The sequence below is a fragment of the Castellaniella sp. genome, from assembly GCF_049673105.1.
GTDB lineage: Bacteria > Pseudomonadota > Gammaproteobacteria > Burkholderiales > Burkholderiaceae_B > Castellaniella.
The window spans coordinates 125,570-148,345 of sequence record NZ_JBATXG010000008.1 but is presented as its reverse complement, the minus strand read 5'-3'; the positions used below and the strand labels follow the sequence as shown (position 1 = coordinate 148,345).

At 61.5% G+C, this 22,776-nt stretch carries 19 protein-coding genes and 1 pseudogene; 5 read left to right on the top strand and 15 right to left on the bottom strand.

What is annotated here, in order from left to right; translation table 11 throughout:
- Positions 1-3: 3 nt before the first annotated feature.
- Positions 4-2,139 (bottom strand): annotated as a pseudogene (cphA, locus tag WBF69_RS03195) (cyanophycin synthetase); the annotation flags it as partial.
- A 227-nt stretch (positions 2,140-2,366) separates the two neighbouring features.
- On the opposite strand from cphA, the gene WBF69_RS03190 reads away from it, so the two are divergent.
- Positions 2,367-4,592 (top strand): ABC transporter ATP-binding protein, encoded by a 2,226-nt coding sequence (locus WBF69_RS03190; protein WP_424261139.1) that lies wholly within the window; start codon positions 2,367-2,369, stop codon positions 4,590-4,592.
- On the top strand, positions 4,582-5,058 hold the full coding sequence (locus WBF69_RS03185) for a DUF1854 domain-containing protein (protein ID WP_424261137.1): 477 nt from the start codon (positions 4,582-4,584) through the stop codon (positions 5,056-5,058). Before WBF69_RS03190 ends, WBF69_RS03185 begins: the two co-directional genes overlap by 11 nt.
- Here WBF69_RS03185 and WBF69_RS03180 read toward each other — a convergent pair.
- The 3 genes from WBF69_RS03180 to WBF69_RS03170 form a co-directional block, all read right to left on the bottom strand.
- Entirely contained in the window at positions 5,053-6,147 is a 1,095-nt protein-coding gene (locus WBF69_RS03180) for a hypothetical protein (RefSeq protein ID WP_424261135.1), read from the bottom strand. The two genes, WBF69_RS03185 and WBF69_RS03180, sit on opposite strands and share 6 nt — an antisense overlap.
- Positions 6,148-6,173: 26 nt before the next feature.
- Complete coding sequence (locus tag WBF69_RS03175) at positions 6,174-6,362, bottom strand: YqaE/Pmp3 family membrane protein (protein WP_424261133.1); 189 nt, start codon at positions 6,360-6,362, stop codon at positions 6,174-6,176.
- A 120-nt stretch (positions 6,363-6,482) separates the two neighbouring features.
- Positions 6,483-6,812 (bottom strand): YegP family protein, encoded by a 330-nt coding sequence (locus WBF69_RS03170; protein ID WP_424261132.1) that lies wholly within the window; start codon positions 6,810-6,812, stop codon positions 6,483-6,485.
- A gap of 141 nt (positions 6,813-6,953) precedes the next feature.
- On the opposite strand from WBF69_RS03170, the gene WBF69_RS03165 reads away from it, so the two are divergent.
- A complete protein-coding gene (locus tag WBF69_RS03165) occupies positions 6,954-7,931 on the top strand; it encodes a DUF4105 domain-containing protein (protein ID WP_424261130.1) in 978 nt (325 codons plus the stop codon).
- Here the strand turns inward: WBF69_RS03165 and WBF69_RS03160 are convergent.
- Positions 7,911-8,417 carry a cupin domain-containing protein gene (locus tag WBF69_RS03160; protein ID WP_424261128.1) on the bottom strand — a complete coding sequence of 169 codons (507 nt, stop codon included), beginning with the start codon at positions 8,415-8,417 and terminating at the stop codon, positions 7,911-7,913. The genes WBF69_RS03165 and WBF69_RS03160 overlap by 21 nt on opposite strands.
- A gap of 161 nt (positions 8,418-8,578) precedes the next feature.
- Between WBF69_RS03160 and WBF69_RS03155 the strand changes: the two genes are divergently transcribed.
- On the top strand, positions 8,579-8,896 hold the full coding sequence (locus WBF69_RS03155) for a DUF4148 domain-containing protein (protein ID WP_424261126.1): 318 nt from the start codon (positions 8,579-8,581) through the stop codon (positions 8,894-8,896).
- 133 nt (positions 8,897-9,029) lie between these two features.
- Here WBF69_RS03155 and WBF69_RS03150 read toward each other — a convergent pair whose 3' ends face one another.
- Both WBF69_RS03150 and WBF69_RS03145 read right to left on the bottom strand, forming a co-directional pair.
- Positions 9,030-10,031 carry an Rpn family recombination-promoting nuclease/putative transposase gene (locus tag WBF69_RS03150; RefSeq protein ID WP_424261124.1) on the bottom strand — a complete coding sequence of 334 codons (1,002 nt, stop codon included), beginning with the start codon at positions 10,029-10,031 and terminating at the stop codon, positions 9,030-9,032.
- 663 nt (positions 10,032-10,694) lie between these two features.
- Positions 10,695-11,042: a two pore domain potassium channel family protein gene (locus WBF69_RS03145; RefSeq protein WP_424261122.1), complete on the bottom strand. Its 348-nt coding sequence runs from the start codon at positions 11,040-11,042 to the stop codon at positions 10,695-10,697.
- A gap of 160 nt (positions 11,043-11,202) precedes the next feature.
- Between WBF69_RS03145 and WBF69_RS03140 the strand changes: the two genes are divergently transcribed.
- Positions 11,203-12,330: a hypothetical protein gene (locus WBF69_RS03140; RefSeq protein WP_424261120.1), complete on the top strand. Its 1,128-nt coding sequence runs from the start codon at positions 11,203-11,205 to the stop codon at positions 12,328-12,330.
- 45 nt (positions 12,331-12,375) lie between these two features.
- Here the strand turns inward: WBF69_RS03140 and WBF69_RS03135 are convergent, their stop codons facing one another.
- From WBF69_RS03135 to WBF69_RS03100, 8 genes are all read right to left on the bottom strand, one after another.
- Positions 12,376-12,804, bottom strand: a complete 429-nt coding sequence (locus WBF69_RS03135; RefSeq protein ID WP_424261118.1) for a hypothetical protein — start codon at positions 12,802-12,804, stop codon at positions 12,376-12,378.
- Positions 12,805-12,863: 59 nt separating this feature from the next.
- A complete protein-coding gene (locus tag WBF69_RS03130) occupies positions 12,864-14,684 on the bottom strand; it encodes a polysaccharide biosynthesis protein (RefSeq protein WP_424261116.1) in 1,821 nt (606 codons plus the stop codon).
- Between the two features lie 10 nt (positions 14,685-14,694).
- Complete coding sequence (locus tag WBF69_RS03125; RefSeq protein WP_424261114.1) at positions 14,695-15,870, bottom strand: DegT/DnrJ/EryC1/StrS family aminotransferase; 1,176 nt, start codon at positions 15,868-15,870, stop codon at positions 14,695-14,697.
- A gap of 62 nt (positions 15,871-15,932) precedes the next feature.
- Positions 15,933-16,571: an acetyltransferase gene (locus WBF69_RS03120; protein WP_424261112.1), complete on the bottom strand. Its 639-nt coding sequence runs from the start codon at positions 16,569-16,571 to the stop codon at positions 15,933-15,935.
- The gene (locus WBF69_RS03115) at positions 16,564-17,157 is read right to left on the bottom strand and encodes a sugar transferase (RefSeq protein WP_424261110.1); all 594 of its coding nucleotides are present in this window, start codon (positions 17,155-17,157) and stop codon (positions 16,564-16,566) included. Before WBF69_RS03115 ends, WBF69_RS03120 begins: the two co-directional genes overlap by 8 nt.
- Positions 17,154-18,281, bottom strand: coding sequence for a glycosyltransferase family 4 protein (locus tag WBF69_RS03110; protein ID WP_424261108.1), 1,128 nt, complete (start codon positions 18,279-18,281; stop codon positions 17,154-17,156). The genes WBF69_RS03115 and WBF69_RS03110 overlap by 4 nt, the downstream gene beginning before the upstream one ends.
- Complete coding sequence (gene asnB / locus WBF69_RS03105; RefSeq protein ID WP_424261106.1) at positions 18,278-20,242, bottom strand: asparagine synthase (glutamine-hydrolyzing); 1,965 nt, start codon at positions 20,240-20,242, stop codon at positions 18,278-18,280. The genes WBF69_RS03110 and asnB overlap by 4 nt, the downstream gene beginning before the upstream one ends.
- Positions 20,243-20,249: 7 nt before the next feature.
- Positions 20,250-22,733, bottom strand: a complete 2,484-nt coding sequence (locus WBF69_RS03100; protein WP_424261104.1) for a glycosyltransferase — start codon at positions 22,731-22,733, stop codon at positions 20,250-20,252.
- Positions 22,734-22,776: the final 43 nt, after the last annotated feature.

Below are 22,776 nucleotides of genomic sequence, written 5' to 3'. Positions count from 1 at the left end.
GGCCCAGGTGCGCAAACCCACCCGGATATGTTCCATCTCCAGACCCAGGGCCCAGACGGCGCCCAAGGCGGCCAGCACACTGGCCAGCTCATCCTGCAAGGCGGACAGGGCCGGATCGCCCAGATCCGCCACGGGAATTTCCACCCCCCGCTCGGACAGCACCAGACTGTCGTCATGCACCACCACCGCGCGACCGCCGGCTCCCACATGGGCTTGCAGGGCATCGCCACCGGGCTGCAGTCCATACAGCGTGGCGGCTCCATCGCACAGGGACGCCAGACTGGCGGTCAAAGGATCGTCGGCATTGAGCACGGCAACGCCGCCGGGCAGGACCACATCCACCTGAGTGCGAAAGATGCGCAGCAGATGCTCGGGCGCTTCCATGTGGAATTCGGGCCACGTCAGGCCCGGGTCGATCCCCGTCACCACCCCGACCTGGCAGCGGTCATAGGCCAGGCCTTCGCCCAGAATCATTCGCCCGCCGTTTTCCAGCACCGCATAATCCACTGCCTGATTCATCAGTAAACGGCGGCCGGCATCCCAGGATGCCGCATCCTGGGCGCTGATCTGTCGATCCCCCAGGAACAGCCCATCGCCAGACGCCTGGCCGACCGTTTTGCCCGTCAGCTGCAGCAAATGGGCGATCAGACGCACCACCGGCGTCATGCCCCGGCTGCCGCTGACACCCACGACCGGGATCCGCCCGTCTTCAGGAGGCGGAAACAGGTCCTCGATAATCGCCTGCCCCACCGGGCGCGGCTGCCCCCTGGCGGGCTTCAAATGCATCAGCAAACCCGGCCCCGCATTGACCTCGACCACGGCGCCCTGCTGCTCGGCCAAGGGCCGCGAGATATCGCGCGTCACCAAGTCAATGCCGGCGATGTCCAGCCCCACCACCCGCGCCGCCAGCGAGACAAGTTCCGCCACATCCGGATGCACCGCATCCGTGACGTCGATCGACACATTGCCGCTGCGCTGAATCATGACGGCACGCCCCCGTTCGGGCACCGCCTCGCCGTCCAGGCCCTGACGGTCGAGTTCCAGACGGGCGGCAGAGTCCAGGCGCACGACATTGAGCGGGTGGTCCTCATCCCGTCCGCGCCGAGGGTCGGAATTCAATTGGGACTCGATCAGCTGCAGCACGGTCGATGCGCCATCGCCCACGACCATGGCGGCTTCGCCACGGGCCGCCGCCGCCAGCTTGCCGCCGACCACCAGCAGACGATGCTCGTCGCCTTCGATGAACCGTTCCACCATCACGCTGCTGCCCTCGTCCACCGCCACCGCGTAGGCGGCTTCGACCTGCGTTTGCGTCGTCAAGCAGGTGAACACCCCCCGGCCATGATTGCCATCCGAAGGCTTGACCACCACGGGCAGGCCGATGTCCTGGGCGACTTCCCAGGCATGGGCGGCACCGGTCACCAGACGGCCTTCGGGAACCGGCACACCGCAGGCTTGCAGCAACTGGCGGGTCAGTTCTTTATCGCGGGAAATGCCTTCGGCAATCGCGCTGGTGCGACTGGTCTCCGCCGTCCAGATGCGCCGCTGGCGGGCGCCGTACCCCAATTGCAGCAGATTGGCATCGCTCAGGCGGATGAACGGAATGTCGCGGTCGTCCGCCGCATCGACGATGCAGGCGGTGCTGGGTCCCAGGCCCAGGGATTCCGCCAGGTTTTTCAGGCGGTCCACCGCGCCCGCCACGTCAAAGGGGCGATCCTCGATGGCCGCCATCACCAGATCGCGGGCCGCGTACAGCGCTTCGCGCGTCAGGGGCTCGTACCAGGCCCGCACAATGACTTTGTAGACACCGCGCAACGGCGTTTCCCGCGCCCGCCCCAGGCCGCCGGGCATGCCCGCCAGGCTTTGAAGTTCCAGCGTGACGTGTTCCAGAATGTGCGCCGGCCAAGTGCCTTCGCGCACGCGCTGCAGGAATCCGCCGCGCTCGCCGATGCTGCAGCGATGCTCGATCAGCGTGGGCAGCCAGGCACTGAGACGTTCGTAAAAACCGGGGATGACGTTCGAGGGGTAGTCCTCGAGATCATGGATATCGACCAGAGCCTCGATGACGGGGCGATAGGCCCAAATGTTCGGCCCCCGCAAATACACCATATTGAGAATCTCAATACTCTTGTTTTCCATGTTTGAACCATGTCAAAAGGTCTGGCCGGGGGGCCGCATGTTGCCGTGAATAAAGGCGCTCCAACACGCCCATCACGCAACGGCACACATCATAATCTTGCGGCGCAACGCCGCACAGAAAAACTGTTGAGGGTTGTGACGCAGGCGCAACGGTCCCCGCCGCGCGCCCGGATTCCGATCTATATTTCTGCTGTCAGACTGATATCCCCCTTCCCAGCCCACCATCCATGCAGGGTTCCATGCTCGAAACACCGGCTGCTGACGGCCTTGCGCCCGCCGCATGGCGCGATACGCTGTCAGCGCAGTTGGCCACGGACGAACACCTGCTGGGCTGGCTGACGCTGAACCTGGACTCGCACCTGCAGTACACCGACAGCCTGCTCGTCCTGACCGACCGCCGCTGGCTGTTCTGCGGCACAGGCGCCCAGTCTTGCCGGTCCTGGCCGTTGCGCCCCGATCTATTCCTGAAGCTGCAGGACCATGCCGGCGTAGGCAGCCTGGAACTGATGGACGAACACGCCCGGCTGGCGCGCTGGCGCTACACGCTGGACCGTCATCCCCAGGCCCTGCAACTGCTGGCCCGCCACGAAGCTCTGCGCCAGCCATCCGCAGAGCCCCCGCCGCCTGCCGTCGCCGCCAAGGACTCACAAGCCCCCCGCGCCAGCTCGCTGTTTCGCCTGTGGCGCTTCGCCCGCCCCTACCGCCGACAACTGAGCATCGGGTTGATCCTGACCTTGATCGCCACGGGCGCATCGCTGGTGCCGCCCTACCTGACCATGCCGCTGATGGACGAGGTATTGATCCCCTTTCAGAACGGCGCACCGATCCGTTGGGACCTGGTGACGCTGTATCTGGGCGGATTGCTGGCGTCGTCGCTGATCGCCTGGGGCCTGGGCTGGGGACGCAGCGCCATCCTGGCCCGGGTCAGCGAGCGCATCGGCGCCGATCTGCGCACCACCACCTACCAGCACCTGCAACAGTTGTCGCTGCAGTACTTCGGCGGCAAGCGCACCGGCGACCTGATGGCTCGCATCGGGTCCGAATCCGACCGCATCTGCCTGTTCCTGTCGCTGCACCTGCTGGACTTCGCCACCGACCTGCTGGTGATCGTCATGACCGCGATCATTCTGCTGTCCATCGACCCCTGGCTGGCGCTGGCGACCCTGGCGCCGCTGCCCATCATCCTGTGGATGATTCATTGGGTACGCGACCGCCTGCGTCACGGCTTCGAGAAAGCCGACCGCGTCTGGTCGGACATCACCAACGTGCTGGCCGACACCATCCCCGGCATCCGCGTGGTCAAGGCCTTTGCTCAGGAAAAGCGCGAGGTCGCCCGGTTTCGCGAAGCCAATGACCGCAATCTGGCAATCAACGATCGGGTCAATGCCCTGTGGTCGCTGTTCACGCCCACCGTCACCCTATTGACGGAACTGGGCCTGCTGGTGGTCTGGGTGGCCGGCATCTGGCTGGTGTCGCGCCAAGCCATCACGGTCGGGGTATTGACGGCCTTTCTAGCCTACATCAGCCGCTTCTACGTGCGGCTGGATTCCATGAGCCGCATCGTGTCCGTGACCCAACGGGCTGCCGCCAGCTCGAAACGCATCTTCGATATTCTGGATCACGTGTCCAGCGTGCCGGAACCCGCCAATCCCCGCCCCATGGAGCGGATCCAGGGACATATCGAGCTGAGCCACATCGGCTTTCGCTACGGCAACCGCAGCGTGATCCAGGACCTGAGCCTGGACATCGCCCCCGGTGAAATGGTCGGCCTGGTGGGCCACAGCGGATCCGGCAAGAGCACGCTGGTCAATCTGATCTGCCGCTTCTACGACGTGACCCAGGGCGCCATCCGTCTGGACGGCGTCGACATCCGCCAGTATGCGATCAGCGACTATCGGCGCCGCATCGGCCTGGTGCTGCAGGAACCTTTTCTGTTCTACGGCAGCGTGGCGGAAAATATCGCCTACGGTCGCCCCGACGCCAGCCGCGCCGACATCATCGCCGCCGCCCGCGCCGCCCATGCCCACGAATTCATCCTGCGCCTGCCGCACGGCTACGATTCCCTGGTGGGCGAACGCGGCCAGGCTCTGTCGGGCGGCGAGCGCCAGCGCATTTCCATCGCCCGCGCCATCCTGATCGATCCCCCTATCCTGATTCTGGACGAGGCGACCTCATCGGTGGACACGGCCACGGAAAACGAGATCCAGAAGGCCCTGGATAATCTGGTGAAAGGCCGCACCACGATTTCCATCGCCCACCGCCTGAGCACGCTGCGCGAAGCGGATCGCCTGGTGGTCATGGACAGCGGACGCATTGTCGAGATCGGCGGCCACGACGAACTGCTGGCCCGCAACGGCGCCTACGCGCGGCTGTACCAGGCGCAGCTGCAAGGCACGCTGCCCCCGTCGCGCCCGACCGAACGCCCCGACGACGAGGACGACGATGAACCCTGAAAGCCAAACGCCGTTCACCCTGTCCCAGGATACGTTCGGGCACCTGCTGCTATCGCGCCCCGGCCAGCCGGACGTGATCGTCACCCCGGTGCGCAGCTTTCCCATCAGCGCCCCGGACGACTGCATTTCCCTGGTGGACGAACAGGCCCAGGAACAGGTCTGGATAGCACGCCTGCAGGATCTGCCCGACACACTGTTGCACCTGATCGCCGATGACCTGGCCCAGCGCGACTTCAAGCCTGAAGTCCTGCGCATCCAGCGGACGTCGGGCTGGACGACGCCCTGCCGCTGGGACATCGACACGGATCGCGGCCCCGCCGTACTCAGCCTGAAAAGCGAGGACGACATCCGCCGTCTGTCGGCCCATGCTCTGCTGATCGCCGACGCCTGCGGCATCCATTTCCTGGTGCGCGACCTGACCGCGCTGGACCGCGCCAGCCGGAAGATCCTGGACCGGTTTTTATAGGTACAAATCCAACTGAAAGGTCTCGGGCCGCACACAGCGCACCGCTTCGCGGGACGCGTCAATGCAGCCGCCCTGATCGTAGACGCCAGCCGGATCACGCAGGCGCATCATGCGATCCAGGATCTGCTTCGTCGCCAAGGGATCGGCCAGCGTCCCGGCCACCCGGGCCTCGACGATCGATTCGTCCATCCAGGTTTTCGCACCCTGGCGCAGACCATGCCGCCAGTGGTAGATCTCCACACACTTGGAGGTCAGGGTGTAGGGCTGATCCGGTTTCCAGAAATTGGTGAAACATCCCTGCCCCAGATAGAACACCCAGGACCCTTCATAGCCCTCGACACTGGCGGAAGGCTCGTGCGGATTGCGAAACCACAGACGGTCGCCCGGCACGTAGTATCGGGTCGGCAGCGGCGCCTGCAGCGAACCGTATTCGTGCAGGAAGGCCTCGTGAAAGGCGCCGGACTGGATGGCCTTGCGCTGCCACTGCGTCTGCAACGCGGCCAGCGCCGCCGGATGACTGGTCTGCAATTCCCGCGCCAGGGCCAGTAGCAGCACATATTCGGTGGCGCGGTAACAGGAAAAGGAATACAGACGCCCGGACACATCCGGCCACAGCGTCTGTTCCAGCGAGGGGATCAGATCATGACCCGGCAGCAGGATGAAGCCGGTCGCTTCGGACCAGCGCCAGCAGTCCGGGCGTTCGGCCTGTTCCGTGTCGAAGGCCAGCACGGTGCGCCGCCCCGCCTGCACAATGAAGCGCCGCAACCGCACGGCGGACTGCCATTCGTCCAGGCTGGGAAAATCGAAAGCGATGGGGGACAGCAGCAGCGCCGCCAGGATTTCGGTATCCAGGTCCTGATCGCTGCCGCCAGGGGACAGATGCAGCGCCCGAGCCAGGTCCGCAGTATCCCAGCCCGCCGGTTGCGGCCTGGACAAGCGGAACCGCTGCCAAGGCCCCTGATCGTCAACGCCGGCGTCCTGCGCAACCAAATCGCCCAGGCCGTATTCCGACAGCCAGAGCCGGCACCGGATCTGCTGTGCATCGGGCCAGGCGCCGCGAATGCGGACACCGGCGTTATCGCCAGTCATCGGCATGCCCCGCCCGCGACTGGTCCTTACTGCCCCAGCGCCTTGCTGATTTTCTTATCGGTGTTGTACTGGCTGAGCGCATACACCGCCCAGATCGCCGCCGGAATCCAGCCGATCAACGTGATCTGCAGGAGCAGGCAAATGATCCCCGAAAAAGGGCGACCGATCGTGAAGAAGGCCAGCCAGGGCAGCAGCAAAGCGATGAGCAAACGCATTGTCGTAATCCGGTGAAAATTGAAAACCGGTATTTTATGGTGTTTCAGTGCAAAACCGCCATGCCCCGCGCATCGCTGCGCACGGTGCCGGACATGGCGCCGCCTGCCGCGGTTCAGCCCTCAGGTTTCGTCTTTCACGGACGCCGTCGGACCATTGGCCTTGACCGACTCGATGCCTTTGTCCCGAGCCGCTGCCGTGGTGTACATTTCGCTGCTGCCGATGATCTCGCCATTGGACGCCGTCAGATTGAAGTAATGCGAGCCGTCCTTGGCTGTCAGCCGCCCATAGCGATCATCACTGGGCGAATTTTTCCGAACGGATTCGATCCCCCCCAACGCCGATGCTTTGCTGGCATACCGTTGGCTGGTCAGGATGACCTGATGATTGCCGGACCTGAGATTGAACAGGAATTTATCACCGCTAGACTTCAGGATGTATTCACCACTCATGGTTTTGACTCCAAGTCGCGCGGACGCGGAATGCGTCCGCCAGGGGATGCAACCTGGAAACTATACCCCTAAAGGAAAGACGGATTCGATGAACCCCGATACACTGGGCCGCATCGCCGACCGGCCCCCGCATTCCTTGCCATGCACATTCTGACGCAAAGCCTGTTGTCCTTCGTCCTGCTGCTGGCCCTGGCCTGGGGGCTGACCGCGCTCTGGGTTCAGGCGCCGGGCGGGCAAGGGCTACGGATGATCTGGATGGGGTTATGGGCGGCCAGTGTGCTGGCGGGCCTGGCATCCCTATGGGTCCAGCACCGCTACGCCGTACCAGCCCGTTGGACACTGGCCGCAGCCGCCATGATGCTGGCGGTCTGGTGGATCAGCCTGACGCCCTCGAATCAGCGCGACTGGACCGACGATGTGGCCCGCAGCCTGACGGGCCGCGTCCAGGGATCCGTCGTCACGCTGCACAACATCCGCAATTTCGATTGGCGCAGCGACACCGATTACACCGTCCGCTGGCAGGACGCATCCTACGATCTGGACACCCTGCAGTCCGTGGACATGGCCCTGTCCCACTGGATGGGGCCGGCCATCGCCCACACCCTGGTGTCCTTTGGCTTTACAGATGGCCGCCATCTGGCGTTTTCCGTGGAAATCCGCAAGGAACGCCACGAATCCTTTTCCACAGTCGGCGGATTCTTCAAGCAGTTCGAGCGCAGCATCATCGCGTCGGAAGAGCGCGACATCCTTTACGTGCGCGCCGGCCCGCGCGGCGAGCAGCTTTTCCTGTATCCCATCCACATGCCCCAGGCCGCGATGCGCCAGCTATTCCTGGCCTACGTGGACAGCGCCAACCGCCTGGCCGATGCCCCACAGTTCTACAACACCGTGACGGCGAACTGCACCACGCTGGTCTACGATATGGTCCGGCCCATCGTGCCCGGATTGCCGATGGACATCCGCCTGATCCTGTCGGGGTACCTGCCGGAATATCTGTACCGGCATGGCGGCCTGGATACGCGCCAGCCCCTGGCTGTCTTGCGCGCACAGGGGGACATCACACAGCGCGCGGCGCAGGCCGGGCCGGGGGCGGATTTTTCAACGCGCGTGCGCCAGTAAGCCGCACACCCAATCGCCATGGCGGTCAATGGCATCCGCCAGGTCCGCTTCGCCGGCCAATTCAAAGCCGGCGAATTCGAAGCCGGGCGCCACCAGGCAGCCCGCCAGCACGAAGTCGTCGGCATCGACCAATTGCGCCGCAAACCAGCAGCCGGCAGGGACCACCGCCTGATACACCGCCCCAGGATAGCGCACGGGATCGCCCAAACGATGCGTCAGCAAACCGCCGTCAGGCAGCAGCACATGCAGGTCCAGCAGGCCGCCCGCATGAAAGCACCAGATCTCATCGGCATCGATGCGATGCCAGGCCGACCAGGCACCCCGCGCCAGCAAATAGTAGATCGACGTTCCGGCGCTGCGCTGCGCCCCCTGAAACGGCACCTGCAAGCCTGAACGGAAGACCTCGCGGTAATACCCGCCTTCCGGATGTGGTTGCAGATCCAGCGCGGCGATCAGGGCCTGGACAGAGTCATGTTGACTGCTCACTGTCAATTACCACCAAAAATAGAAATATGAATTCGATTTTGCCTAATTTATCTTTCTGGAGCAATAGATCATACTGTTTCCAACAAAGCAGGATATGACTCACCGAGCGGAAAACCCGCAACGCCCTGCTCAGTTATCTACACAAATTGAAGGAAATCACCATGAAAATCACCGCCGCCGCCTCTATCGCCATTCTGTCCCTGGGCCTGGCTTCCGCCGGCATCGCACAAGCCGAAAACAACAGCTACCCGGAAACCGTGACGCCCAGCACCCAGACACGCGCCGAAGTCGTCCAGGACCTGCGCTTGGCGCAGTCCCAGGGCTTGATCACGGCAGGTGAAGATAACAGCTATCCGCAACTGCAGGCCGACGGCCCGAGCATGACCCGCACCCAAGTTCTGAAGGAATTGGAAAACGCGAAACGTGCAGGCCTGGTGAGCAGCGGGGAAAACCACAACCAGTATCCCCAAGTTCTGTAATCACCGCGCTACGGCTTGAGATTGAGGCCTGCCGCATGCAAGTGCGGCAGGCTTTTTTGCGCATCTGGGGCTGGAAACGCGAAATCCCACCCTTGCGATCGCTGCAGGGCCTGCCGGCAGCCTGGACGAGTGGCTACTGGCCCGGCTCACCTCGGAAGACCTCACTTAAGCTGGTGGCATCCAGGATATTCAGCGACCAAGTTTCCAGTTGTTCTGTTTTGGCGGTACGGACACATTGCTCAACCTCTTCAGAGACAGGGCCGAAGCGGCGCTGAATTTGTCGTAAGAGCAGATCGGCCTGGCCTTTGGTGCGGCCTTCTGCCTGCCCTTCCTGTCGTCCTTCCTGTCGTCCTTCTTGCCGCCAATGTTGCGCCCAGATGCCGGGTTTCTCAGCGATCATCATATCGAGCTCCTGTAAGGAATTGACGGGTGGCAGTTGCCGCGTGGGGCTGTCGTCGCCTCGGGCCACGTACTGTAGCCAGGCGGTGAGGCTGCGATTCAGTTCTTCGTGGCCCGGACCGCGCACCACGTCCATCAAAGTGTGCAATAAATCGCGCCATTGCTCAACATCTCGGCTTCTGGCCAGGCGCAGCATCAAGGCAGCCAAGTTGCGGTCAGGCAGCTGTGCGCCCTCTAGCAGCTCGCGTTCATTAACCAACAGGTAGCGTATCTGGGGCTGGTACGGCGCCAGATCAGTGGGCACTTCGTCCAACAGTTCAGCCATGCTCTGGGCCGACGTCCAGGGAACATCGCCGCCATACAACACCACTGGCAGCACGGGCGGCAGGGGCAGGCGCACAAGATCGTGGCGCAGCAGCGTCTGATAGCTCAGACTGGCGTAGAAGACGATGCGCAGCGCCATCGTTTTATCGGGCTGCGTCTGCTGCTCGAACAGCAGCAGAATACACAGACCGGGGACCGAGGCGTGCAGCGGCTTCCTGATCCACGGAATCAGCCATGCACAATCCCCTGCGCGCTGCTGCAAACGGTCGCCTACATGATTAGTGGTAACGGGCTGCATACGTGCCCAGTCCAAAGACGCGAACAATTCGGGAGACAGCACGCAGGCCATGAGGTCGCGCAGAATTTCCTGATGCTGGAACAAGCGCCGGTAGGCCGCATCGATCTTGCCCATGAGGATGGTTTCCCTGTGGATCGGACAGGGCTTGATGATGCGGCATAGCAGGGCTGTTCAGAGCGCTGCGTGATCCTGTTTGTCACGGCGGGAAGGCGCCAGGCGACATGCCCAGCTCGTACGCCCCACCTTACTTCCGCAAATAGCTTTTCCTGCCGCTGTCGGAATAGCAATATCGCCCGCCTCGGGGGCCTGTGCAGTATGCGCCTGCACGGCATGAACAGGATGATTCCCCCGCCGACGGCGCAGCAGATCGTTGGGCCGGCGCCGGGGCGAAATTACTCCCACCAACAGGCGAGGCGCTGCACGAACGCTTGCTGGCACTGACGGAACCATCGTTGCAGACAAAGGTTTCCCCCTGGCAATGCGAGACCCCGCCCTTGCGACCGCTGCAAGGTTGGTTGGCAGCATAAGCAGGCAGATTGAAGGCCACACAGGCCAGAAACAGACCCAGCGCAGCAAAGCACCGGCCAAAACCGTTTTTGAACTCCGGCATGAGGCCTAGTGTGCTGTTCGACTAATACTCGTACTTAAATTTGGCGTCTGCGATGCCCATACTGCGTTACAAATCCTCGCGATAGCTACTGCTATCGCTGCGGTTTGCGCCTTGTCTGGACATCGCATCCACCCAAATTTAAATGTACGGATTAGTCGAACAGCACACTAGTCGTCCGTCTCGTCCAGGTGGAATTTGTGCATGATGCGATGGGCGATCGGCGCCAGCATCACGCCCAGGGTCGCCATGACGATCAGACCGACGAAAAAGCCGTAGACGGCGGAAAAGATCTTCCCCCCGTACGATTCCGGCATGATGTAGGTGCCGATACCGCCGATGACAAAGGCTGCATTCATCAGGGCGTCGTGCCAGCCATGGCCGCCGAACCATCGGTGGCCCAGCGCCCCCACCAGCAAGGTCGCGCCCACCAAGAACAAGGCATACGCCGCGTGCAAAGCTAGGCGGCGGCGGAAATGCGCGGGATGCAGCAGGGGTTCGTTGCGGGATTCGTACATGGGATGCGCCCCCCTTTTTGAGTGATGGGCACACTGATCAGCAGCTCTGCTGGCAGCCTATCATCCTGTGCCTGAGATAAGGTGAAAACAAGTATAGTTACAATAAGAGAAATTTGGTATGTTAAAGGATCGATTGAGTCGTACTGCGTGGCAACAACCAATGACCAAGATCAGATTCAACTACCGTACGGCATTGCTGACGATCAGCATTATCGTCTCATCGAACGCCTCTGCTTTTCAGATCCTACCGCGCATTAGCGACGTTGACCGACAGTTAACCAGTGTCGGCAGCAACAGCTTGCTGGACGGCGCTGGGCAATGGATTATCGGCACCTTCGTTCCAATGCTCAAGCACCCAGTGCATGAGGCGATTACGCTCAATGCTCTTGGCTGCGCCGTCCCTCTAGGAAAAGAATCCGATTGCATAACAACCGAGACCGTCCTGAAGCACCAAACATTGCTATATGGCGTGCGCTGGCCCGATGACCCACCCTTTGCCCTGAACCGCACCTCGCCCCCTCGAATTTTGGGCTGTAATCCTACAGTAACACTGCGCTCTACGGCTCAACCAAAATGTTGGCAGGGCCTATTCTCAGACGCAGAGAAATCTGCCCCCCAGCGCCTGGCCGCCAATCCTGAAAAGCCTGCTTTTGGTCCCGGAAGCTACCTGCTGTATAGATCACACTTTGGAGATCTTCAGTTCTTCCATTCCATGGCAGCACGCGATGGTGAGCCAGCATGGGAAACCATGCAACGCATGCGGATGTGGGCTCGATTCTTATGGGGCATTGCAATCAAGGAAATCCCAACGGACGAATATATCCGGCTCCTGGATATAGAACAGCTAGGGCAGTACTTTCCCGGAGACATGACGGCCATAAACTTGCTTGCAACCGGCATCGTCGCGGTGCGCAAGAATTTGGACGAAGTTGCTATGGGTGTGCTCTTGCACATGGTTCAAGACAGTTTCTCGCAGGCACATACGGGCCGATCAACTGAGACCGGTGTGCAGTGCAAGGATATCCCTCGATTTCCACAGCCCGGGAAAATCAGCCAGTTCTACAGCTATGCTGGACAAATAGGTAGTCAACATGATCGCGAAGATACATTCAAAGCACTGAGCCTGCAAACGCTACAGACACAGCCCAGTGTCGTGGACGCCAGTCGTGTGTTTCTGACGCTGTGGCAAGAACATGTCTCATGGGAGCACGCTGAGAAATATTTTGACTGCGTTTTTGCTCTTGAAGACCCTTCTGTTGAGGCTGGACCCGGCCCCTACAGCCGATAATCGATCAGAAATGAGTGGCGTCCGAAGTGATGGACGTAACCCCGCTTATCGCTCACGGCAAAAATCAAGGAATACCCTTGTCACCCAAGAAAGAACAGGGGCAAGCACGGAGATCATAATGGCAATCCAATGCCCCTTGACTGCCAGGGCATAGTCCACACCCTTGCCCGGTAGCACATATATTGGACCAATCCCGAGCGCATCCAGCATCTGATTTTGCATCTCAAATGTCTTAACTACCAGTTCCAGAGCCAACAGCAGCATGGGAACCGTATACAGGATAAACCAATTCCATCGAAAACAATCCTCATCTGATAGGGACACAAAAATAAGCCCCAGCCCAATCAAAGAGACACACAAACCAACCGAAACAAGAAAGGGATTCCCCCAGGAAAGGTATATCTGATAAGCATCAAATATGACGCCAATCATCAACACAACGACATAAACGATACGATCAATGGGATAGCTCAAAACTCACCCAGCAAACATACTTACTCTCCGAACCATCCGCTTTCGCACCACCCACTCCCTCACCCCCTAGGCTCATACTCCGGCACCCAGCGCTTCAGCCCCGCGCGCACATCGTCATCCATCTGAGGCTCCTGCGCCAACCAGCCTTGCACTTCCTCGTAGAAGCGATCCGGCACCGCCCGAGAGCGCGCAATACGCAGCTTTTCATGCGGGGTCGGCAGGGTTTCCTCTGCGTCGGCCAGCAGTTCTTCGTACAGCTTTTCACCGGGGCGCAGGCCGGTGAATTCGATACCGATCTCGTCTTCGGTGAAACCCGACAGGCGGATCATGTTGCGGGCCAGATCCACGATCTTGACTGGTTCACCCATGTCCAGGACGAAAATCTCGCCGCCTTTGCCCATGGCGGCCGCCTGCAGCACCAGTTGGGCGGCTTCGGGGATGGACATGAAATAGCGGTTGATGTCCGGGTGGGTCACGGTCACCGGGCCGCCATGCGCAATCTGGGACTGGAATTTGGGGATCACGCTGCCGGTGCTGCCCAGCACATTGCCAAAGCGCACGATATGGAAACGCGTCGTGCCGGGGCCGTGCTGCAAGACCTCACAGACCATTTCCGCCACGCGTTTGGTGGCGCCCATGACGTTGGTCGGGTTCACGGCTTTATCGGTGGAAATCAGCACGAAGCGCTCGGCGCCCGCGTCCCGCGCGGCACGGGCGACCGTCAGGGTGCCCAAGACATTGTTGCGCACCGCCTGCCAGGCATTGCCGACCTCCATCAGGGGGACATGCTTGTAGGCCGCTGCATGAAAGACCACCTGGGGTTGATGGTCAGCAAACACCTGGGCCATGCGGGATTCGTCCTTGACGTCGCCCGCCAGGCGCACGATGGGGATTTCCGGGCGATGTTCGCCAAACCATTGCTCGATCATGTACAGCGCGAATTCGCTGGCTTCCAGCAACACGATGCTGGCCGGCTGAAAGCGTGACAGTTGACGGCATAGTTCGCTGCCGATCGATCCGCCCGCCCCGGTCACCAGGATGCGCTTACCGGTCAGCATGGCCTGGACATTTTCATTGTCGATACGCACGGATTCCCGGCCCAGCAGATCTTCGATTTTTACCGGACGCATCATATTGATGGCGACCCGCCCGCTCATCAATTCGGCCAAACCGGGGATGGTGAACAGGGCGGCGCCGGCCTCGGTCGCCAGTCGCGTGACGTTCTGCAGGGCGTCGGCGGGCGCCGAAGGCATGGCCAGGATCACATGCCGCGCCCCGTGGCGCTGCAAAATGGCGGGCAGGTCCACCGTGGCGCCTTCGACCCGGCAACCGTTCAGTTCCAGGCCGCGCTTGTGCCGATCATCGTCCACCAGCGCCACCACCCGCCAGCTTGGGCTGCGCGCCAATTCGCGCATCAGCATGGCGCCCGCCGTGCCGGCGCCGACGATCACCACCGGCTTGCGACCTGCATCGGACACCGGCGTCAAACGGGATTCCTTCCACAGCCGCCAGGCGATCCGCCCCCCCCCCATCAGCATGATCAACAGCAAAGGGTAGAGCAACACGATCGAACGCGGGATCAACAGCCATGCGCCACCAAAGGCGGCCAAGGCCATCACAGCGATCACCGACACCGCCACCGCCCGGACCAGACGGCGCAGATCCGGCAGGCTGGCGAAACTCCACATCCCGCGATACAGACCCGCCCACCGGCATGCGGCCAGCTGGACCGCCATCAAGATCAGCGCGCCGTAGTAGATCTCCGCATTGAACACATGCGGCCATTCCAGATTGAAGCGCAGCAGAAATGCACCCACCCAAGCCACGAGCACCGCGACCAGGTCGAATGCAAATACCAAAAACAGCCGGACATTGATCATGCGGCGGTCCTCATGCCGTTGCCTGCGCCATCACGGCGCTCAGGGCCTTGCATGTCTTGTCGATATGTTCATCCTGCAAAGTCGGATGCACCAGGAACATCAGGCTGGTGTCGCCCAATTCACGCGCCACCGGCAAACGATCCGCCGGGCGGAAGTCGGTGCCGTCAAATGCTTTTTCCAGATAGATCTCGGAACAGGATCCCGAATACACCGGCACGCCGTGGTCCGCAATGGCCTGCAGGATACGTTCCCGCGTCCACCCCGGCGCCAGCGCGCCCAGGTCCAGGAAAACATAACATTTATAGGCTGCATGATCGATAAAATCGGGCACCGCGGGCACCCGCAGGCCAGGCAGCGTCCGGGCGTGTTCCCAGATCCGCCGGGCATGGCGCAGACGCGCCGCCTGCCAATCCGCCATGCGCCGCAACTGAATGCGCCCGATGGCGGCCTGGACCTCGATCATGCGCCAGTTGGTGCCGAACGATTCGTGCAGCCAGCGGTAGCCGGGCGGATGCTGCCGTTCGTAAACGGCATCCCAGGATTTGCCGTGATCCTTATAGGCCCACATGCGTTTCCACAGGTCGGTATCGTCGGTCGTGACCATGCCGCCCTCGCCCCCTGTGGTCATGATCTTGTCCTGACAGAACGACCAGGCGCCCACGTGGCCGAGGGAACCCACCGGGCGGCCCTTGTAGTGCGCACCGTGCGCCTGGGCGCAGTCCTCGATCACGAGCAGATTGCGCTCACGCGCCAAGTCCATGATGGGGTCCATGTCGCAGGGCCAGCCCGCCAGGTGCACACAGATCACCGCCCGGGCGCGCGGGGTCAGCACGGCACGGATCGTCTCGGCGGTGATGTTCTGGGAATCAGGATCGACATCGGCAAACACGGGGATCGCCCCCGCATTGACGATACAGGATGCGGACGCCAGGAACGTGCGGGGCGTGACGATGACCTCGTCCCCCGCGCCGATGCCCAGGCCCTGCAGGGCCAGATCCAGCGCCACTGTGCCGTTGGCCAGCGCAATCGCGTGGCGGGTGCCCGCCCAGGCGGCGAATTCGCGTTCGAATTCACGGCATTCCTGGCCGGTCCAGTAGTTCACACGATTGGACAGGATCACATCGCGGGCGGCGTCGGCTTCTTCAGCCGTGAACGAAGGCCAAGGGGGAAAGGGGGTGTTCAGCACATCGGCATCCAGCTATTCTGAGGTAAGCCATTGTAAGCCGGGCACGGACAATTTCCCCCGACTTAGATAGGCCGGGCCGGAACCCCGACCACCGTCAGGCCATCGGCGACATCCGACACCACGGCGGCGCCGGCGCCCACCATGACGCCAGAACCGATGCGCACCCCCTGGCGCACCGACGCGCCAATCCCGATCCAGGAACGATCACCGACCTGCACATCGCCGGCCAGATGGGCGCCTGGACTGATGTGCACGGCATCCCCCAGGATGCAATCGTGATCCACGCTGCACGCCGTGTTCAAAATAGCGCCCGAACCGATCACCGCATCGGCATTCACCACGACGCCCGCCAGGACCACCGTGCCTGGCCCTATTTGAGCCGACGCGGATACGCACGCCATCGGATGCAGAACGGACACCACCTTTGCCCCCGCCCGGCGCAACTGCGTCAACAAGTCCAGGCGGATCTGATTATTCCCAATGGCGACCACCACCCCATCCAGGCGTGTCAGCGCATGCAGCAATGCCGCATCGTCCCCAACGATCATCCAGCGACCGACCTGCTGCTTGCCCGGCCAGGCCCGATCATAAAATTCCACCGCGCCCCAGCCTGCCGCCAACGCGGCTTCGGCCACGACCTTGCCGTGGCCGCTGGCCCCCATGATCGCCAGAGTCCGCCCGACCTGAGCCTGCCTATTCATGACGCCCCGTAAATTTTGACATCGTCGCCTCGCCGTCTGCGCTGATCCCGTCGCGGACCAGCACCTTTTTCACCGTCAGGTACAGGATCTTGAGATCCAGCCACAGCGACTGATTATCTACGTACCATACATCCAGACGGAATTTGTCTTCCCAACTGAGCGCATTGCGCCCATTGATCTGCGCCCAGCCTGTGACGCCGGGGCGCACCTCGTGGCGACGCGCCTGTTCCGGCGAATAAAGCGGCAGATATTCCATCAGCAAGGGGCGCGGCCCCACCAGGCTCATGTCGCCCTTCAGCACATTCCAGAGTTCAGGCAATTCATCCAGGCTGGTCCCACGCAGCCAGCGGCCAAACGGCGTCATCCGTTCCGCGTCCGGCAATGGTTGTCCGTCAGCACCGACTGCGTCCCGCATCGTGCGGAACTTGGTCATGCGAAAGGGGCGGCCCTGCCGGCCTGGGCGCACTTGATGGAACAGCACGGGGCTGCCCAAGCGGCGTCTGATCATCCAGGCCAGGATCAGGATCACGGGGGACAGGATCAACAACCCCAAGCCCGATCCCAGAATATCCAATAGTCTTTTCAAACCACGATCTCCATACCCCGCAGCATCTCCGCATTCACACGCTGCACATCGTACCGGTCTTCCGCAGTCCGACGAGACCGTTCACCCATTTCCCGTGCCAGTGACGGCTCCACCAAGAACCTCCGCATGGCGTCCGCCAGCTCATCGCTCGACCTGACCGGCACCAGATAGCCATTCACGCCATCGACGACTGTTTCCCGACACCCTGGGGCGTCCGTCGTCACGACCGCCCGCCCAATCGCCATGGCTTCCAGCACCGTGCGCGGCGTTCCTTCCCGATACGAGGGCAGCACATACACGCTGCATTCTTGCAGGGCAGGTCGCACATCGGCCAGCTTGCCCAGATAGTCGATGTGGCCCTGATCCACCCAGGCGGCGAGTTCATCCGCCCGGATGGAATCCGGCCCCCCATCGATCCAGCCTGCCAAGCGAAACACCGCAGACGGAAACTCGCGCTGCAGATGGCTGGATGCCAGTGCGTATTCCCGCACCCCCTTGGCCCCCAGCAAACGCGCGATCATCAGGAATACCACCCGGCCCTCTGGAACCGGCGCCTGCGCGAAATGCCGGATATCGACGCCGGACCCATTGACCACCACGGACTCCGTCCGATCCCCCAAAAGACCCAAGGTGCGAAACAGCGCCTGATCGTCCGGATTCTGAAAAAACACCCGATGCGCCACGCGCAGCGCCACACGATACAGCCCGCGCGCCAGTCCCGAAACCAGGCGAGCCTTGACGCCCACGGGCTGATCCTGAAAGGTATAACCCAGACCCGTGACCAGCGCGTAGCGCCGCTTGACCCCCACCAGCCACGCAGCCAGCAGGCCATAGATCACCGGCTTGATCGTATAGCCCAGAAACACATCCGGGCGCAGCTGGCGCATCAAGCGCCACAGGCCAAGCACCGCGCCCAGATCCGCGACCGGGTTCATCCCTGTGCGCCGCAAAGGAATGTCGTGCGGGATTGCACCGCGATCCCGCAAGGCCTGACTCAAGGCCTCATCATCCAGCCCGGGGGCGGCTACATGGACCTCGACCCCGGCTATCAACAAATCGTCGATCAGCGCCCCCCGGAAATTCAGCAGGGATTCCGCAAATCCACCGACCAGCAATAGCTTCATGCCCCGCCATCCTGGTCGGCCAGCCAGGCCTGGAACATCAGGATCGGCCATAGCTGATACTGCCAGTTATGGCTACCCCGCACGTGCTGCAGCCACCGCGCGCGAATCGGCGCGGGATCGAAATAGCCATCCGCCCGCAGGCGGTCCTCCGCCAGCAGGCTGTCCGCCCAGGCCCGCAAAGGCCCGCGCAGCCAATCATCGATCGGAATGCCAAAACCCTTTTTGGGACGCTCGACCAGTTCCCGCGGCACATGCCGGTACAGCACCTGCCGCAACAGCCACTTCCCCTGCCCATCGCGGATCTTCATCCGCAACGGCATCCGCCAAGCCAGTTCCACCACCCGATGATCCAGCAAGGGGGCGCGGGTTTCCAGGCTGGCCGCCATCGCAGCCCGATCCACCTTTGCCATCACCTCGTCAGGCAGGAATGTCTGCGCATCCATCGCCATCATCCAGTGCTCGAAACAATCAGCCTGCGGCTGCAAAGCCGGGCTGGTCATCAGCGTCGGATGCTCGTCTCCGCCCAGGACGATACTGCCAGGGTCCTGCCAGTGACTGGTCAAGCGGCGGAAATAATCCATCTCTGTATCCAGTTCCAGCACATCGGCCAGCTTCTGCGCCTTGGTCCCCGGAATCGCCAGCCTGAATCTTTCGGGCAGCACCGGCTTGGCCAGGGCAAACAAGCGATCCCAGCCGGCAGGGGATACGCTGCGCAGCAACGCCGCGCATGCGTGCCGGACAGGTCCGGGCATAGACTGCAAGCGCAGCCAGACGCGCCGCGCGCCCAGATACCGGTTATAGCCGCCGAACAGCTCATCGCCACCGTCGCCGCTCAACGCGACCGTGACATGCCGGCGTGCCAGCTTGCTGATCAGATACAAGGGAATCTGCGAATCCGCGCTCAGCGGCTCGCAATACATGCGAGGCAGCAAGGGGATCACATCCAGCGCGTCCTCTGGCCGCACGACCAGCGGCATATGATCGGTCCCCAGATGCCCGGCGATGGCCTGGGCATGCGCGGCTTCGTCGTATTCGCTGCCGCTGAAGCCGATGGTAAACGTACGGACCGGCCTGGGGCTGAGTGTCTGCATCAGCGAAACGACGGTCGTGCTGTCGATCCCGCCGCTGAAAAACGCCCCCACCGGCACGTCAGCCAGCATCTGCTGCCCAATGGTGTCGGAGAGCCGTGATTCCAGGGCGTCGATGGCGGCCGTATCATCGCCTGTGAACGGCTGCGCGCATCCCTGGGCAACGATCTCGTTGAAACGCCAGAACGGCTGCGGCGCAGCCGCCTTGGCGGCGGATACACCCTGCCCCAAGGGGATCTCGATGAATTGGCCCTGCGGCAGTTTGAGCACGCCTTGGTAGATCGACCACGGAGTCGGCACATAACCGTGCCGCAGATACAGCGCCAGCGACCCTCTGTCCACCATCGCCCGGAAATCCGGATGCGCCCGCAAGGCTTTCAGTTCGGACCCGAACAACAGCATGTCGCCCTGCCAGCCCCAATACAGGGGTTTTTCCCCCAGGCGGTCGCGCGCCAGGCTAAGCACCTGGCTCTGGCGATCCCATAAGGCCAGCGCGAACATGCCGACCGCTTGTTCCAGGGCGCGCTTCAGCCCCCAGGACTGAATACACGCCAGCAGGGTTTCCGTATCCGAATGCCCGCGCCACTGCCGTCCGGTGTCGCCAAGCCGAGCACGCAGATCCAGGTGATTGTAGATTTCGCCGTTGAAGACCAGCACATACCGGCTGCAGGACGAGTGCATCGGTTGATGGCCGGCGGCGGATAGTTCGACAATGGACAAGCGGCGGTGGCCCAATGCAAGGCCTGCCGCCTGGTCGACCCATACCCCGCTGTCGTCCGGCCCCCGATGGTGCAAGGCATCCGTCATCCGGCGCGTGCGCGCCTCCAGTTCCGCAATCGACCCCGGTTGCCAGAGACCCGTTATCCCGCACATGCCAATCCTATCCGCGTTGCATTGCATTAAGCTGAGGCGCACGCACAGCATCGAACACGCCCACCAGCCGATCGACCTGTACTCCCCTCTCGTATCGCCCCGCACGCTCGTGAAAGGCCTGGTCGTATGCCGACCGTGTCGCCATATCCGACAGCAGCGCCTTCATGAACGTAGAAATTTCCGCAGGATCGTTTGATGCCACCCCAAAGCCTTCACGGCGCACCAGGGACGCCGCGTCCCCATTCACATGCCCCACGACCAAAATCGGCCTGCCAGCCCCGATATACTCGAACAGTTTCCCTGTCAGAACCCCCTGTTCACGGGGATCATCCCACGTCAGCAACAACAATACATCCGCCTGCTGCTGCGCCCTGATCGCATCCACGCGGGCCACAGGCTCATGGACATGGACTGCATCCTGCACACCATATTCCGCCGCCCGATCCGCCACCCATGCCAGATTAGGACCATAAAAATCCACATCCACCTGCGACATGAGGGTGCGATCCAGCGCAAGCGCCTGAAACAACACCGTCGGATCACGACGCCCCGCGTAGAGCTGCCCTGTATACACAACCCGTAGACGCCGATGTTCCAGCGCGGACGCAGCCGCCCTGGGCGCAGATTTAGCAAAATCCTCCGCATCAAACCCATTCATGATCACGTGGCAAGGGCTTTGATACTTATCCGACAGGACCTTGGCCAGCGGCTCTGAAACCGTCACCAACGCAGCGGCGGTCCTCAAGGTTCGGCGTTCCAGCCATCTAGACAAAGCCCGATGGTGCGCATACGGATTATCCGTCCACAGATCGCGCAGCTCACCCACCCAAGGGATCTGATAACGCCGCCCAATGCTGGAGGCCACCATCAAGGCCGTATAAGGTGTCGCGGATGCGTAAATGACATCCGGTCGCCACCCCTGGTCGATGGTCTGCTGACATGCTTTGCGCGCAAAGAAATACCATCCGATATACCGATCGGGCACATGCGTCCAGGATACGTAAAAACGACCCGCCATACCCACGAACCGGGACAGCCGGCCCGCTTTGCTTGTCGGTGTCGCGCCTACAGACTTAGCTTTGGTGACCGTCTTCTTACCCAACGCACGAGTCACGAACATATCCACATCGATCCAGTCGGTATAGTTCACGACCCCATCCGGAATTCCGATCTGCAGGGTCTGCGGCAGGCCTTGGCGTGTTGCGGAAATCACCCGCACGTCATGTCCGGCATCCAGCAATCGCCGCACCATCTTGCCGGTGCGCACCGCCCCGATGGCGCTATAGGGGGGAAAGAAATAGCTGATGAACAGGATCTTCAACCTGGATCGATCATCGGCAGGCAAAGCATCCGCAGGCCTCTGCTTTGCCAAGCGCCCAGCCACAACCAGATACACCAACGCGCCATATCCCGCCAACCAATAGATCGGATGACGAGCAACATAATGAAAGAAAGAAAAAACAATCAACGACGACAGCGCACTGAAAATCAAAACCCGGCCCTGCCGATAAGCAAGCCACCACGCTGACACGGGGAATAGATAGACTGCGAACAGCATCGGAAACCCACCGATTGTCAACGCATCAATCACCGTATTGTGTGCTTCCGATCCTTGGAAGGGAGCAGCCATCCCAGAATAGCTTCCGGCGCCAAAACCCCATAAGAAACCAGGAATCGAAGAAAGCCAAGCATCGATTCCATGAACAAAAAGCAACTGCCTGGCATTTCCATAATCTACTGCAGCCCATCGCGCTTCGATTTGCGTGAGGAATTGATGTCGAAAAAACAACCAGCCCAACCCCACAGCGAGCAAAAACCACAGCAAACGCGCCCGAAGCTTCAAATACGGTATGAAAACAGCAAAACATCCCGCCAGCACAAAAACAACCATTGAAACCTTAGCGGCATTCGATTGCGCCAGATACCCAAAGACCGCCAACCCTAACAACGCCGCAAAAATCAACGGCATATGACGCAGATAAATCAGCAGCAAAAGCAAGCTGCAAAGCACGTACAAAGCCACTTGATTAGGATTGAGCGCCCCCCCCCGGAAACGCGTTGCCAGATACCATACGTCGTCTGATGAGCCAAACATCAGGCCTAGAACCCAAAACAACAACAACCCAGCAATCAATGATGCCGTCATACGACGATAATGTGTCGGACGGAAAGCAATACTACACAAAAACAACAGGCTGAACGCATAGGCCAGCCAATCTCTCACCGAACTGCCCGCCAAATTTATCGATGAGGAATGCCAGGTTTGCGGCAAAAGCACAACCAGCAGATACCCGGCAACCAGCAGCGGCCCCCAATGCCGCATGCCCTGAAAATCGCATCGCCCCCCGAATTTCCAGATCAATGCCGTCACCATGAAGCCCATCAACATGGTGGCCGACAGAATCATTTCGCCCAGACCCACACCGACAGGTAGCCGCCAACTGGTTTGCAATACAAATGCCAATGCCACACCCGAAAAAACATCAGCCACAGCCGATATTCTCAAGCATCGCATTGACCACTCCCCACCATCA

Bases quoted from the DNA above. Each gene is read 5' to 3' on its own strand.
- WBF69_RS03190 (WP_424261139.1), top strand. From the start codon at position 2,367: ATGCAGGGTTCCATGCTCGAAACACCGGCTGCTGACGGCCTTGCGCCC.
- WBF69_RS03185 (WP_424261137.1), top strand. From the start codon at position 4,582: ATGAACCCTGAAAGCCAAACGCCGTTCACCCTGTCCCAGGATACGTTC.
- WBF69_RS03180 (WP_424261135.1), bottom strand. From the start codon at position 6,147: ATGACTGGCGATAACGCCGGTGTCCGCATTCGCGGCGCCTGGCCCGAT.
- WBF69_RS03175 (WP_424261133.1), bottom strand. From the start codon at position 6,362: ATGCGTTTGCTCATCGCTTTGCTGCTGCCCTGGCTGGCCTTCTTCACG.
- WBF69_RS03170 (WP_424261132.1), bottom strand. From the start codon at position 6,812: ATGAGTGGTGAATACATCCTGAAGTCTAGCGGTGATAAATTCCTGTTC.
- WBF69_RS03165 (WP_424261130.1), top strand. From the start codon at position 6,954: ATGCACATTCTGACGCAAAGCCTGTTGTCCTTCGTCCTGCTGCTGGCC.
- WBF69_RS03155 (WP_424261126.1), top strand. From the start codon at position 8,579: ATGAAAATCACCGCCGCCGCCTCTATCGCCATTCTGTCCCTGGGCCTG.
- WBF69_RS03150 (WP_424261124.1), bottom strand. From the start codon at position 10,031: ATGGGCAAGATCGATGCGGCCTACCGGCGCTTGTTCCAGCATCAGGAA.
- WBF69_RS03145 (WP_424261122.1), bottom strand. From the start codon at position 11,042: ATGTACGAATCCCGCAACGAACCCCTGCTGCATCCCGCGCATTTCCGC.
- WBF69_RS03140 (WP_424261120.1), top strand. From the start codon at position 11,203: ATGACCAAGATCAGATTCAACTACCGTACGGCATTGCTGACGATCAGC.
- WBF69_RS03130 (WP_424261116.1), bottom strand. From the start codon at position 14,684: ATGATCAATGTCCGGCTGTTTTTGGTATTTGCATTCGACCTGGTCGCG.
- WBF69_RS03120 (WP_424261112.1), bottom strand. From the start codon at position 16,571: ATGAATAGGCAGGCTCAGGTCGGGCGGACTCTGGCGATCATGGGGGCC.
- WBF69_RS03110 (WP_424261108.1), bottom strand. From the start codon at position 18,281: ATGAAGCTATTGCTGGTCGGTGGATTTGCGGAATCCCTGCTGAATTTC.
- asnB (WP_424261106.1), bottom strand. From the start codon at position 20,242: ATGTGCGGGATAACGGGTCTCTGGCAACCGGGGTCGATTGCGGAACTG.